The sequence below is a fragment of the Crossiella sp. CA-258035 genome, from assembly GCF_030064675.1.
Classification (GTDB): Bacteria; Actinomycetota; Actinomycetes; order Mycobacteriales; family Pseudonocardiaceae; genus Crossiella.
Window position 1 is genome coordinate 7819445 of the sequence record NZ_CP116413.1, and the last position, 13619, is coordinate 7833063.

At 69.9% G+C, this 13619-nt stretch carries 15 protein-coding genes; 1 reads left to right on the top strand and 14 read right to left on the bottom strand.

Translation table 11 applies throughout. The features are described from left to right. Window positions 1-35: 35 nt before the first annotated feature. The 10 genes from atpD to N8J89_RS35235 form a co-directional block, all read right to left on the bottom strand. Entirely contained in the window at window positions 36-1466 is a 1431-nt protein-coding gene (gene atpD / locus N8J89_RS35190) for a F0F1 ATP synthase subunit beta (protein ID WP_283661257.1), read from the bottom strand. Continuing rightward, on the bottom strand, window positions 1459-2388 hold the full coding sequence (locus N8J89_RS35195; protein ID WP_283661258.1) for a F0F1 ATP synthase subunit gamma: 930 nt from the start codon (window positions 2386-2388) through the stop codon (window positions 1459-1461). Before N8J89_RS35195 ends, atpD begins: the two co-directional genes overlap by 8 nt. An 8-nt stretch (window positions 2389-2396) precedes the next feature. Then, the gene (gene atpA / locus N8J89_RS35200; RefSeq protein WP_283661259.1) at window positions 2397-4043 is read right to left on the bottom strand and encodes a F0F1 ATP synthase subunit alpha; all 1647 of its coding nucleotides are present in this window, start codon (window positions 4041-4043) and stop codon (window positions 2397-2399) included. 85 nt (window positions 4044-4128) lie between these two features. Next, a complete protein-coding gene (locus N8J89_RS35205; protein WP_283661260.1) occupies window positions 4129-4959 on the bottom strand; it encodes a F0F1 ATP synthase subunit delta in 831 nt (276 codons plus the stop codon). 8 nt (window positions 4960-4967) lie between these two features. Then, window positions 4968-5525, bottom strand: a complete 558-nt coding sequence (locus N8J89_RS35210) for a F0F1 ATP synthase subunit B (RefSeq protein ID WP_283661261.1) — start codon at window positions 5523-5525, stop codon at window positions 4968-4970. A 30-nt stretch (window positions 5526-5555) separates the two neighbouring features. Beyond that, complete coding sequence (gene atpE / locus N8J89_RS35215) at window positions 5556-5801, bottom strand: ATP synthase F0 subunit C (protein WP_252484083.1); 246 nt, start codon at window positions 5799-5801, stop codon at window positions 5556-5558. 64 nt (window positions 5802-5865) lie between these two features. Continuing rightward, window positions 5866-6657, bottom strand: a complete 792-nt coding sequence (gene atpB / locus N8J89_RS35220; protein ID WP_283666330.1) for a F0F1 ATP synthase subunit A — start codon at window positions 6655-6657, stop codon at window positions 5866-5868. A 5-nt stretch (window positions 6658-6662) separates the two neighbouring features. Next, window positions 6663-6887 (bottom strand): hypothetical protein, encoded by a 225-nt coding sequence (locus N8J89_RS35225; RefSeq protein ID WP_247765558.1) that lies wholly within the window; start codon window positions 6885-6887, stop codon window positions 6663-6665. 113 nt (window positions 6888-7000) lie between these two features. Then, complete coding sequence (locus N8J89_RS35230) at window positions 7001-7423, bottom strand: hypothetical protein (protein ID WP_252484084.1); 423 nt, start codon at window positions 7421-7423, stop codon at window positions 7001-7003. Window positions 7424-7912: 489 nt separating this feature from the next. Next, a complete protein-coding gene (locus tag N8J89_RS35235; RefSeq protein WP_283661262.1) occupies window positions 7913-9058 on the bottom strand; it encodes a glycosyltransferase family 4 protein in 1146 nt (381 codons plus the stop codon). A 292-nt stretch (window positions 9059-9350) separates the two neighbouring features. On the opposite strand from N8J89_RS35235, the gene N8J89_RS35240 reads away from it, so the two are divergent. Further along, on the top strand, window positions 9351-10157 hold the full coding sequence (locus N8J89_RS35240; protein ID WP_283661263.1) for a polysaccharide deacetylase family protein: 807 nt from the start codon (window positions 9351-9353) through the stop codon (window positions 10155-10157). On the opposite strand, the gene N8J89_RS35245 is transcribed toward N8J89_RS35240, so the two are convergent. The 4 genes from N8J89_RS35245 to prmC form a co-directional block, all read right to left on the bottom strand. Then, complete coding sequence (locus tag N8J89_RS35245) at window positions 10154-10801, bottom strand: cyclase family protein (RefSeq protein WP_283661264.1); 648 nt, start codon at window positions 10799-10801, stop codon at window positions 10154-10156. The two genes, N8J89_RS35240 and N8J89_RS35245, sit on opposite strands and share 4 nt — an antisense overlap. After that, a complete protein-coding gene (locus N8J89_RS35250; protein WP_283661265.1) occupies window positions 10798-11448 on the bottom strand; it encodes an L-threonylcarbamoyladenylate synthase in 651 nt (216 codons plus the stop codon). The genes N8J89_RS35245 and N8J89_RS35250 overlap by 4 nt, the downstream gene beginning before the upstream one ends. Window positions 11449-11458: 10 nt before the next feature. Continuing rightward, window positions 11459-12532, bottom strand: coding sequence for an acyltransferase family protein (locus N8J89_RS35255; RefSeq protein WP_283661266.1), 1074 nt, complete (start codon window positions 12530-12532; stop codon window positions 11459-11461). 158 nt (window positions 12533-12690) lie between these two features. After that, on the bottom strand, window positions 12691-13557 hold the full coding sequence (prmC, locus tag N8J89_RS35260; protein ID WP_283661267.1) for a peptide chain release factor N(5)-glutamine methyltransferase: 867 nt from the start codon (window positions 13555-13557) through the stop codon (window positions 12691-12693). Window positions 13558-13619: the final 62 nt, after the last annotated feature.

Below are 13619 nucleotides of genomic sequence, written 5' to 3' on the forward strand. Positions count from 1 at the left end.
AGCCCGGCCTTCGCGGTGTTCGGGGGTGCTACCGGTCAGCTCTTCTTGGTGAGCTTCTGGTAGTTCGCCTCCAGGTCCTCAAGGCCACCGCACATGTAGAAGGCCTGCTCCGGCATGTGGTCGAAGTCGCCCTTGGCGAGGCGGTCGAAGGCCTCGACGGTCTCCTTGACCGGCACGGTGGAACCGGCCTGGCCGGTGAACTGCTCGGCCGCGTACATGTTCTGCGACAGGAACCGCTCGATCCGGCGGGCCCGGTTCACCGTCACCTTGTCCTCTTCGGACAGTTCGTCCATGCCGAGGATGGCGATGATGTCCTGCAGGTCCTTGTACTTCTGCAGGATCCGGATGATCTCCTGCGCGACCCGATAGTGCTCCTCGCCGACGACCGAGGGGTGCAGGATCGTCGAGCTGGAGGCCAGCGGGTCCACCGCAGGGAAGATGCCCTTGGAGAACACCGCGCGAGAGAGCTCGGTGGTGGCGTCCAGGTGGGCGAAGGTGGTGGCGGGCGCCGGGTCGGTGTAGTCGTCCGCGGGCACGTAGATCGCCTGCATCGAGGTGATCGAGCGGCCGCGGGTCGAGGTGATCCGCTCCTGCAGCTGACCCATCTCATCGGCCAGGTTCGGCTGGTAACCCACCGCGGAGGGCATGCGGCCCAGCAGCGTGGAGACCTCGGAACCGGCCTGGGTGAACCGGAAGATGTTGTCGATGAACAGCAGCACGTCCTGGTTCTGGACGTCGCGGAAGTACTCCGCCATGGTCAGCGCGGACAGCGCGACCCGGAGACGGGTGCCCGGCGGCTCGTCCATCTGGCCGAAGACGAGCGCGGTGTCCTTGAGCACCTTGGACTCGGTGAGCTCGGCGATGAGGTCGTTGCCCTCACGGGTGCGCTCGCCGACGCCGGCGAACACCGAGGTGCCACCGAAGTTCCTGGCGATACGGGTGATCATCTCCTGGATGAGCACCGTCTTGCCCACGCCCGCGCCGCCGAACAGGCCGATCTTGCCGCCCTTGACGTACGGGGTGAGCAGGTCGACGACCTTCAGGCCGGTCTCCAGCACCTCGGTGCGGGGCTCGAGCTGGTCGAAGGCCGGCGGCTGGCGGTGGATGCCCCAGTGCTCGACGTCCTTGGCGTAGCCCGGCTTGTCCAGGCACTCGCCGAGGGCGTTGAACACGTGGCCCTTGACCGCGTCACCGACGGGCACCGAGATCGGCTTGCCGGTGTCGCGCACCTCGGCACCGCGGACCAGGCCGTCCGGCGGCTGCATCGAGATGGTGCGGACCAGGTTGTCGCCGAGGTGCTGGGCGACCTCGAGGGTCAGCATCTTGGCCATCGCCTCGTGGGTGATGTCCACGTTCAGCGCGCTGTAGAGCTCGGGCACCGAGTCGCGGGGGAACTCCACGTCCACGACCGGGCCGGTCACCCGGACCACGCGGCCGGAGGTAGTTGCAGTAGTCATCTCACTCATCACTTCCCGCGGCAGCCAGCGCGTTGGCGCCACCGACGATCTCGCTGATCTCCTGGGTGATCTGGGCCTGGCGGGCCTGGTTGGCCTCACGGGTGAGCACACGGATCAGCTCCGTGGCGTTGTCCGTTGCCGCCTTCATGGCCCGCTGGCGGGCCGCCGACTCGGATGCCGCGGACTCCAGCAGGGCCGAGAACAGCCGGGTCTTGATGTACTTCGGCAGGAGTGCGTCGAGCAGGGTCTCGGCGTCCGGCTCGAAGTCGTACACCGCGCTCGGGGTCTCGCTCTTCGCCGAGAACTCGACGTCAAGGGGGGCCACCCGCTTGACCGTCGGCACCTGGGAGAGCATCGACTTGAACTCGGTGTAGACCACGTGCAGCTCGTCGAAACCGCGCACGCCGTCCGGCCCAGGGCCGTCGGCGGTGTCGTCCGCGCCTGCCATGAACAGCGGCACCAGCTCGTCGCCGACCTCGACCGCGTTGCGGTAGTTCGGCGACTCGGTGAAGCCGACCCACGAGTCCGCCACCTCGCGCTGGCGGAACTTGTAGTAGCCCTGGCCCTTGCGGCCGATCACGTAGAGCACCGGCTCCTTGCCCTGCTTGCGCAGCAGGGCCTGGAGCTCCTCCGCGGCCTTGATGACCGCGGAGTTGAAGCCGCCGCACATACCCTTGTCGCTCGTCACCACGAGCACCGCGGCCCGCTTGGGCTGCTTGCGCGCCACCAGCAACGGGTGGTCAAGGGTGGTCGCCTCGGCCAGCGCGGAGAGCACGTTGGTGATCTCCTCGGCGTAGGGGCGGGACTCCGCCACCTTCGCCTTCGCCTTGCCGATGCGGGAGGTGGCGATCAGCTCCATCGCGCGCGTGATCTTCTTGGTCGACTGGGTCGCCCTGATCCTCTGCTTGAGGACGCGAAGTTCAGCTGCCATGGGTCAGCTCACTTCTTCGCCGGGTCGGGGCGGTTGACCTTGACGGACTCCGCGCCGACCTTGTCAGCGGCCAGCGCGTCCGCGGCGGCCTCGTTCACCACGCGGCTGCCGTCGGAGGTGGTGAAGTCCTGCTTGAACTTCTCGATCGCGGCCGACAGGCGCTCCTCGTTGTCCGAGGAGAAGTCCCGGCTCTCCCGGATCTCGTCCAGGATGCCCTTGTGGTTGCGGCGCAGCGAGTCGAGCAGCTCGGACTCGAAGCGGCGGACGTCGCCGACCGGCACCGAGTCCAGGAAGCCCTTGGAGCCGGTGAAGATCGAGACGACCTGCTCCTCGACCGGGAACGGGCTGTACTGGGACTGCTTGAGCAGCTCGGTCAGGCGGGCGCCGCGCTCCAGCTGGGCCTTGGAGACCGGGTCCAGGTCGGAGGAGAAGGCCGCGAAGGCCTCCAGCTCGCGGTACTGGGACAGCTCGAGGCGGAGCGAACCGGCGACCTTGCGCATGGCCTTGATCTGCGCCGAACCACCGACTCGGGAGACCGAGATACCGGTGTTCACCGCGGGCCGGACACCCTGGTTGAACAGGTCCGACTCGAGGAAGCACTGGCCGTCGGTGATCGAGATGACGTTGGTCGGGATGTAGGCCGAGACGTCGTTGGCCTTGGTCTCGATGATCGGCAGGCCGGTCATCGAGCCCGCGCCCAGCTCGTCGGAGAGCTTCGCGCAGCGCTCCAGCAGACGGGAGTGCAGGTAGAAGACGTCACCCGGGTAGGCCTCGCGGCCCGGCGGGCGGCGCAGCAGCAACGAGATCGAGCGGTAGGCCTCGGCCTGCTTGGTCAGGTCGTCGAAGACGATCAGGACGTGCTTGCCCTGGTACATCCAGTGCTGGCCGATGGCCGAGCCGGTGTACGGCGCCAGCCACTTGAAGCCGGCCGCGTCGGAGGCGGGGGCCGCGACGATGGTGGTGTACTCCATCGCACCGCGGTCCTCCAGCGCCTTCTTCACCGCGGCGATGGTGGAGCCCTTCTGGCCGATCGCGACGTAGATGCAGCGCACCTGCTGCTTCGGGTCGCCGGTCTCCCAGTTGGCCTTCTGGTTCAGGATGGTGTCGACGCAGACCGCGGTCTTGCCGGTCTTGCGGTCACCGATGATCAGCTGGCGCTGGCCGCGGCCGATCGGGGTCTGCGCGTCGATGGCCTTGATGCCGGTCTGCAGCGGCTCCTTCACCGACTGCCGCTGCACCACGGTGGCCGCCTGCAGCTCCAGCGCGCGGCGCTCCTCCGCGACGATCTCGCCGAGACCGTCGATGGGGTCGCCCAGCGGGTTCACCACGCGGCCGAGGAAGCCGTCGCCGACCGGCACGGAGAGCACCTGGCCGGTCCGCTTGACCTCCTGGCCCTCTTCCAGACCCTCGTAGTTGCCGAGGATCGCCACGCCGATCTCGCGGACCTCCATGTTCAGCGCGACACCAAGCACGCCACCGGAGAACTCCAGCAGCTCGTTGGTCATCGCCGAGGGCAGGCCCTCGACAGTGGCGATGCCGTCACCGGTGGTGGCGACGACCCCGACCTCTTCCCGGCTGACCTCCGGGGAGTAGCTGGAGACGTAGTTCTCGATCGCACTGCGGATCTCGTCCGACGAGATCGTCAGCTCCGCCATTGTCGTTCCTGCTCTCGCTTCGTTCTTCAAGAAGGGGGGTGCTTCGTCGTGGGGGACCCGGGTCCCGGATCCCCCTGCCCTGGCGTCAGCCGGCCAGGGTTCGGCGCAGCGCCTCCAGGCGGCCTGCCGCGCTTCCGTCGATGACCTCGTCACCGACCTTGATCACCAGGCCACCGGCCAGCGATGGGTCCAGCTCGACGTGCAACGCGATCGGCCGCGAGTAGATCCGCGTCAGGGTGGCGGTGAGCCGCTCCTGCTGCGCCTCGGTCAGCTCGAACGCGGTGCGGACGTGCGCCACCGAACGCTCCCGGCGCTTGGCGGCCGCATCGGCCAGCTCTTCGAGACCGTCCACCGCGTTGCGCCCGCGGAGGCTGGTGACCAGCTGCTCCGCCAGTGCGAGGGTGGCCTTCTCGACCTTGCCGCCGAGCAGCCCGCGCAGCAGCGCGCGCTTGCCCTCGGCGTCGCCGGTGGCCTCGGAGAGCAGCCAGTCGAGCTGACCGTCCGCGGCCACGATGCGGCCGAGGCGGAACAGCTCGTCCTCGACCGCGTCCAGCCGCCCGGCCCGCTCCGCCTGCGTGAGCAGGGCGGTCCGGCCAAGCGTCTCGACCCCGTCCACCAGCTCGCGCGGGCTGGACCAGCGCGCGGTGACCACCGCGGAGAGCACGCTCAGCGTCTCCTTGGTCACCTTGCCGCCGAGCAGCCCTCGGACGAGCTGGTCCCGTGCGGCCGGGTCGGTCGCCGGGTCGGCCACCGTCCGGCGCAGCCCGGGCTCCTTGCCGAGCAGGCTGACGACGGCGAACAGCTCGTCGGCGAGCGTGCCCAGCGTGTCGCCGCTGGCGTCGGAGGTGACCTGGGACAGCCGCGCGTCGGCGGCGGCGAAGGCCTCTCGGCTCGCGGCGTGCTGCGTCGCAGTCATCGTCCCGCTCACTTCCCGGCCGGCGCCGAGGTGGCGTCCAGCTCGTCGAGGAAGCGGTCGACGGTGCCGCGACGGCGGGACTCGTCCTTAAGGGACTCGCCCACCACGCGACCGGCCAGGTCGACCGCGATCCGGCCCAGGTCACCGCGGAGCTCCGCGACGATCTGCGCCCGCTGCGCGGCGAGCGCGGCCTGGCCCTGAGCCACGATGCGCGCGGACTCGGCCTGCGCCTGCTCCCGCATCTCGGCGACGATCTGCTGCCCTTCGGCACGCGCGTCGTCCCGGATCCGGGCCGCCTCGGCGCGCGCGTCGGCCAGCTGCGCCCGGTACTGCTGCAGCGCTTCCTCTGCCTTCGCCTGGGCCTGCTCGGCCCTGGCGATACCGCCCTCGATCGCCTCGGTGCGAGCCGCGTACGCCTTCTCGAACTGCGGGAAGACGTACTTGTTCAGCACGAAGAGGACGACGCCGAAGGCGATCAGGCCGAGGATGATCTCGCCGAGGGGCAGGCCGAGCGGGCTCAGCTCTCCCCCGGCGGCCAGCACGGTGGCTGCCGAAACCTCAGTCATCACGACTCCTACGGATCAGCTGGGCGTTGGTCAGACGGAGGTGTCCTGCACGAACGCGAGCACGAAGCCGAGCAGGGCCAGCGCCTCGACGAGGGCCATACCCAGGATCAGCCAGGTCCGGTTCAGGCCGGCGACCTCGGGCTGGCGGGCGTTGGCCTGCAGGTAGGCCGCGAACACGAGGCCCACGCCGATGCCGGGGCCGATGGCGCCAAGGCCGTAACCGATGGTGTTGAGGTTGCCCTCGATCGCGGCGAGGTTGGCAACGACGTCCATCATCTGGATCGGTGTCCTTTCGGTTCTTTACTTGCCGCACCGAGTGCGGAAGATCTTGCTGGGCGACTCAGTGCTCGTCGGCGAGAGCACTCTGGATGTAGAAGGCGGCCAGGACCGTGAAGACGTAGGCCTGGAGACCCGCCACCATCAGCTCGAAGAAGGTCATGATGATCAACATGCCCGCGGACAGCGGCGCCACCACAGTGACCAGGCTGGCCTGGTCGATCATGTAGAGCGTCGCGGTGCCGAAGATCGTCAGGATCAGGTGACCAGCGAAGGTGTTCGCGAAGAGCCGGACCGCCAGGGTGAACGGGCGGATCAGGAAGTTGGACGCGAACTCGATGGTCATCACCAGCGGCAGCACCGCGACCGGGACGCCCGGCGGGATGGTCATCAGCTTGAAGTAGCCGACGAAGCCGTGCTTGCGGATACCGACCACGTTGTAGATGACGTAGACGATGCCGGCCAGCACGACCGGGATGGCGAAGTGGCTGGTCACCGGGAACTGGGCCAGCGGCACGATGCCGAAGAGGTTGAGCACCAGGATGAAGATGAACAGGGAGGCCAGGAACGGCGCCCAGCGCAGCCCGTCCCGCTTGCCCATCATCTCCACGGCGATGGAGTTGCGCACGAAGCCGTAGAGGCTCTCACCCAGGAACTGGAGCTTGCTCGGCACGACCTTGGCGTTGCGCGAGGTCCAGATCATGAACGCGATGATCAGCACCACGCCCAGGCCGAGCAGCGTCATCGCCTTGACCGACGCGATCCACGAGCCATCGCCGATCTTGTCGAAGAAGAAGGCGTGTTCGACGGTCGGCGGCTTGTACTTGTCGCCCTCGCCGGTCGCGGCCAGCAACATCTGGCTCACCCTTTGTCCTCCGTGTCGTCAGTCCTACTAGGCGGCACGTCAGCCTTGGGGGAACCGGGAAGGTCGCCCTGGCGGCCGTACTTCATCATGATCAGGTAGATCGACCCGGCGAAGCCCAGGAGGACACCGACCGGAGTCAGGAACCTGGTGCCGAACAGCTGGTCGAATGCCCATCCGACGCCGCCCCAGAAGATGAGACCGGCGAACAGGACGGAGATCACGGACCATGCTTGGCCGACTCCCGCGTGACCGGCTGGGGATCTATCCTCATCGGTCGAAGGCACCATATCAGGCGATTGCGGGCCGCCCGGACGGGGGTTTTCGGTGTTGTTCATTACTTACCGGAGCCAGGTCGCACGCCGCCGAGCCCCGGTCGCATCCGCACCACGGTGATCGTCATCGAGACGCACCAGCCGAGCACGGCGGCGACCACGCCCGCGCCGATCCACATGGGCGGCAGACCGGCCGCACGCAGCAGGAACAGCGTGCCGAGCACCGCGAGCAGCCGGAAGATGTAGGAGCCGAGACCGACCGCGAGGACCATCTCGGGCATGTGCCGGGCGACCCGGGAGACCACCCAGGCCCCGGAGAAGAAGAACAGGACCGTGATCAGCGCGCCGACCACCGGGGACAGCGCCGCCAGCGGTCCGGCGGCGAACCAGCCCACCACGGCGACCGCGACGGCGAGTGCGCCGACGACCAGGATCGTCGGCCTCGTCTTCGGTTCCACCCAGTTGACCTGGACCTCTTCGCTCACGGGCACCAGTGTGTCAGCCACGTTAAGCCGCCCTAACAGGGGGGTTGACCTGACGCCGGAACAGGCGTATCTAGACGATCTTGTCCGGCCCCGCCCGGCGCTGTCCCGGTCGAATTCACCGCCATTCCCGACGTACCGGACATTTGCCCGCACCGGACCGTGGCGCGGAATAGCGCCGCGCATTTCCCAGGGCCTCCGAAAAAAATCACCCAAAGGAATTCATCAGTGAATTCCCGGCCGGGCGGCCGGCCGCCGCGAACCGGGACCGCCACCCCCGGCACAGGTCCGGCTCGTGCGCGCGCTCGCGCGGGGGCACACCCGGCCGCGCCCGCGAACCCGTCGCCGCGGTGTCCCGGCCACCATCCCGTACCGCGCAATGGTGGGCTCGAGCACCGCTCTGGGCGCGGGAAAAACGGAAATCACGGTGCCGGACAGTGATTTCCGCGGCCAGACTCAGCACTCTTCCGAATGAGGGTGACCAGCCGACGATCACCGCGCGCGACGGGCGTCCCGCAGCCTCGGCACCGCGGAGGCGAGCAGGGCGAGCAGCAGTCCGATGCTCACGCCCCAGACCACCGTGGAGATGTCGAACAGGCTCAGCGAGACCGCGCCGAAGGCCAGCACGGCGGCCCACAAGTAGATCAACAGCACCGCCCGCCGGTGCGAGTGGCCGATCTCCAGCAGCCGGTGGTGCAGGTGCATCTTGTCCGCCGAGAACGGGCTGCGCCCGGCCCGCGTCCGGCGGACCACGGCCATCACCAGGTCCAGCAGCGGCACGAACAGCACCGCGGCCACCACGACCAGCGGGGACAGCATCGCGATCAGGTCGGAGGCCTTGTAGGCGCTGTAGTCCATCTTGCCGGAGGCGGTGGTGCTGGCCGCGGCCAGCATCAGGCCGATCAGCATCGAGCCGGAGTCGCCCATGAAGATCCGGGACGGGTTGAAGTTGTGCGGCAGGAAGCCCAGGCAGGCCCCGGCCAGCACCGCGCCGATCAGCGCGGGCGAGTAGACCTGCACGTCGCCGTTCCGCTCGACCAGCAGCCCGATGGAGAAGGCGCAGGTGGCCGCGGCCGCGATCATGCCGATGCCGGCGGCGAGGCCGTCCAGCCCGTCCACGAAGTTCATCGCGTTGATCATCGTCACGGACAGGAACACGGTCAGCAGCGCGCCCTGGTCCGGCCCCAGCGAGAGCACCCCGCCGCCGTTGGCCTCCCACGGCACCCAGAAGTAGAACCAGGAGACGCCGAAGAGCACGAGCAGCCCGGAGGCGGTGATCTGCCCGGCCAGCTTGGTCAGCGAGTCCAGCTCGAACCGGTCGTCCAGCGCGCCGACCAGCACGATCACCCCACCGGCCACCACCACCGCGACGATGTCGGAGGAGTAGTCGAAGGCCCGGCGCAGCGCGGGCAGGTGCAGCGCGAGCAGCATCCCGGCCAGCACCCCGCCGTACATGGCCACCCCGCCCATCCTGGGCATGGGTTTGGCGTGCACGTCGCGTTGCCTCGGGTAGGCCACCGCGCCGACCTTGCGGGCCAGCAGCCGGACGAGCCCGGTGAGCAGGAAGGTCACCGCGGCGGTGACCAGGCAGACGAGCAGGTACTCCCGGACGGGGAGTCCGGCTGCGATGGCAGGCATCGGGCCCACTTCGGAGACAAACCTCGCGGATCGGGAGCGCGGTGGGGACGACCTTCGGGGAGATGATCTTCCCAGCCGAGCGACGGTGGCGTGCGGGGTGGCTGGCTGCGCTCCAACGTTACCCGCCCGAGATGCGACGGCCGGAGCTAGGCCAAGCGTAGGGGCAGGGCCGGTCGGCACCTGAAGAGGGGACGCGGGAAGCCCCGGTCAGGTTGCACGCCTGAGCTCGCCGGCGTGGCGGGGAACACGTCCTGCCGCACAACCGCACACTCGCACGCGCGTCTCAACCCATGTGAGGGACGCACGATGGAGAACTCTGCTCGCCCTGGGTATCGCCACGGCCGCCCTGGTCGCCTGCGGCACCCCCGACCGGGTGGAGCAGCCGCCCCCGTCCGCGAGCTCCACGACCTCCGGCGCACCCGACCCGGCCGCCCGCCCGCTGCCGCCCATCCCGCCGCCCCGCCCCGGCGAGCCCCAGCTGGTCCGCAAGGGCCCCGCGGACGCCGGGAACCGGTTCGCGCTCACCATCGATGACGGGACCTGCAAGGAGTGCGTCGCCGGGTACGTGGCGCTGGCGGAGCGGGGGCTGCACCTGACCTTCTGTCCCAACGGGCAGTACCACGCCAACTGGGAACCGTTCGCCGACCGCATCCGCAGGCTGGAGCAGGCCGGCACCGTGCAGCTGTGCAACCACACCTACAGCCATCCCAACCTGCTCAAGCTCTCCGACGAGGAGATCGGCCGGGAGATCGAGCGCAACGAGGCCTGGATCGAGAAGACCTTCGGCGTGACCGCGCGGCCCTGGCTGCGGCCGCCCTTCGGCAACCGGGACGCCAGGGTGGACCGGGTCGCGGCCAAGCACGGGTACACCCGGATGGTGCTGTGGAACGGGTCCTTCGGTGACTCCGGCAAGCTCGCGCCCGACGTGCTCTACGGCGAGGTCGAGAAGTGGCTCAAGCCCGGCTCGGTCATCCTGGCGCACGCCAACTACCCGACCGCGGTGCACGAGTTCGGCCGCATCCAGGCGCTGATCGAGCAGCGCGGACTCCAGCCGGTGACCCTGGACGAGCTGTTCGGGACCTCGCGGGCGACCGGCTAGTCCGGAACGACCGCGACCGCGCGGACCGGCAGCGTGGCCATCCCCGCCACCGGGGCGGGCAAAGCGGTGAACCGGGCGCCGCGGGCCGGCAGGGCGGCCAGGCCGGTGAGGTGCTCGATGATCGGGATGCCCGCGCCGAGCAGGCCGTGGTGGACCGGGCGGGCCGGGTCGGTGTTGTCGTCGATGTTGAGCGAGTCGATGCCGACCAGGGCCGGGTCGGCGGCGATCAGGCCGGCCACCAGGTCGGCGGTCAGGAACGGGTGGCCGAGGAAGTAGTCCTCGCTGCCCCAGTGCCGGGACCAGCCGGTGTGGATCAGCACCGCGCAGCCTGCCAGGTCGCCGGCGTCGCGGAGCAGGTCGGGGCCGATGCCGCCGGTGGCGTCCAGCACCACCGCGGGCACGTCGACCACCCTGGTCAGCGGCAGGCCGGCCAGGTCGTAGCCGTCCGGGTGGAAGTGCGCCGGGGTGTCCAGGTAGGTGCCGGTGTTGCCGACCAGCTCGAGCCGGTCGATGCGGAAGCTGACGCCGGGGGCCATCCGGGCGGCGGTCTCGGCGTAGCTGACCTCGGTGCTGATCCGCGGCGCGGCCATGCCGGGGTAGGTGCGCAGGCCGTCGGTGATCCGGTGGCTCAGGTCGATGATCACTGGGCCAGCTGGACGTCGAAGCCCAGCACCTGGCTGATCTCGGCGAGCTTGACCGCGCCCTCGCGCAGCACCACCGGGTCCGAGCCGGTGAGGTCGACGATGGTGGAGGCCACCGCCTGCTCGCACGGGCCGCCGTCGAGGTAGATCGGCACCAGCTCGCCCAGCTGGTCCCTGGCCTCGGTGACGGTGGTGGCCGGCGGGTGCCCCGACCGGTTGGCGCTGGAGACCGCCATCGGGCCGACCTCGCGCAGCAGCTCGATGGCCACCGGGTGCAGCGGCATCCGCAGCATCACCGTGCCCCTGGTGTCGCCCAGGTCCCAGGCCAGCGAGGAGGCGTGCGGCAGCACGATGGACAGCCCGCCCGGCCAGAACGCCTCGATCAGCGACCGCGCCTGGTGCGGCACCGAGAGCACCAGGCCGTCGATGGTCGTCCAGCTGCCGACCAGCACCGGGACCGGCATGTCCCGGCCCCGGCCCTTGGCGTCCAGCAGCGACTGCACGGCGTTGGCGTCGAAGGCGTCGCAGCCGATGCCGTAGAGGGTGTCGGTCGGCAGGACCACGAGCTGACCGGCGCGCAACGCGCCGGCCGCGGCGGCCAGCCCGGCCTCGCGGGACTCCGCTTGGCCACAGTCGTAGACGGTGCTCACACCGTGCAGCCTACGAGACCGGGGTCAGCGCCGGACGCTGCTCCTCCGGTTCGGCCTTCGGCTTGCCCGCGATCACCCGCCGGCCCAGGTTGATCATCGGCACCTCGACCGTGCGGTAGAGCACCGCGGCCAGTGCCAGCGCGACCACAGTGACCGCGGTGGCCAACCAGCTGCCCTCCAGGCCGAACCCGAGGCCGATGACGATGCTGGCCGCGATGGACTGCACCAGGTACAGCGAGTACGAGCGCTCGCCGATGTAGGCCATCGGGCGGCAGGACAGCAGCTTCTGCACCGGGCCCGGCGCGACCACCGCGGGCAGCAGCAGGGCGATGGCCAGCGGGTAGAACGAGAGCACCCAGACGAAGCCGGGGATGCCGGCCTGGCCGTTGAGCGCGTCGCCCAGCGGCTTGAGGAAGCTGTGCAGCACGACCGCCGCGATGGCCACGCCGATGGCGGTCACCGGGTGGGTCAGCGGCTGCAGGAACCGGTAGCCGGCCTTGTGGTGCATCAGCAGCGCCACCACGCAGCCCAGCAGGATCGAGATGTAGTGCGCGGGCCAGCCGGAGGCCAGCGGGGCGATGGTGAACGGGGTGGCCACCACCGCGAGCGCGATCAGCAGGCCGGTGATGCCCAGTCGCTTGCGCAGGCTGAACGCGCCGAAGGCGAAGGCCAGCAACGGCCACAGCAGGTAGAACTTCTGCTCCACGCCCAGCGACCAGGAGTGGCCGTACGGGGTGCCGCCGGCGAACTCGTTGAAGAAGGTCAGGTACAGCGGCATCTCGGGGCCGAGGTTGGAGCTGACGTAGGTGCCCGCGACCAGGGTGATGATCGCGGTGACCGCCAGGACCAGGAAGTACACCGGCAGGATGCGGAAGACCCGGCGCAGGTAGAACGCCTTGAGCGCGACCTTCCCGGTGCGGCTCTCCTCACGCAGCATCAAGGTGGTGATCAGGTACCCGGAGAGCACGAAGAACACCTGCACCCCGATCCAGCCCTGCAACCGGTCCGGTCCGCCGTAGTGGAAGAAGACGACCATCACCGCGGCGATGGCGCGGAGCCCGTCCAGGCCGTCGAAACGGCGCATGGCCAGATAGTCGGAGTGGGCTAGTGACCTCATGCTGCTTGCTCCCGAAGTTGGCGCGTTCGTGAGCAAGTTGCCGGAACGGGCTAGTGCGTTGCAAAAAACGGACACTTGGTGGCGTTGATCACGTCCGCTTGCCGGTTTCAGCTAGGCCGTCCGGGCTACTGGGTGCGTCGGGCCGTGACGAACCGCGGACGGCCGGCCAGGTCCAGGTGCCCGGTGACCTCGGCCAGCACCCGGCGCGTGGACAGCAGCGCGACCGCGGCCTCGCCGTGGGTGTCGTCGTGCTCCACCGCGAGCCCGCCGCCGGGCCGCAGCAGCCGGGCCGCGCAGCGCACCACGTGCCGGATCACCGCCAGCCCCTCGTCCTCGGCGAAGACCGCCGCGTGCGGGTCGTGCTCGGCCACCTCCGGCGGCACCGGGGTGCCCTCCGGCACGTACGGCGGGTTGCACAGCACCAGGTCGACGGTGCCGTCCAGCTCGGCCAGCAGGCCGGGATCGGCCACATCGCCCGCGTGCAGCCGCACCCTGGTGTCGCCCCGGTCGGCCTGGGCGTCGGCGTTGCGCCGGGCCCAGGTCAGCGCGGCCGGGTCGCGCTCGACCGCGTGCACTGTCGCGTCCGGCCGCTCGTGCGCCACCGCCAGGGCCAGCGCGCCGGAGCCGGTGCACAGGTCCACCACCACCGGCCTGCTCGCCCCGGCCAGCGCGCGCAGGCCCCACTCCAGCAGCAGCTCGGTCTCCGGCCGAGGCGTGAACACGCCGGGGCCCACCGCCAGCTCCAGCGGGCCCAGCCAGGCCCGGCCGGTCAGGTGCTGCAACGGCACCCGCTGCGCGCGCCTGCGGACCAGCCGGTGGAACGCCTCGATCACCGGCGGGTCGACCAGCGGGATCAGGCCGAGCTTCATCCGGTCCACGCCGAGCACGTGCGCGGCGAGCAGTTCGGCGTCCACCCTCGGGCTGGCCACCCCGGCCTGGGTCAGGATCCGCTCGGCGTCCATGACCGCGAGGCGCAACGGCTGTCGGTTCACAACGGGCGAGGTTACTGGCTACCGGGTATCACTCGATTGATCGACGCGTTGCGCCGATCAGC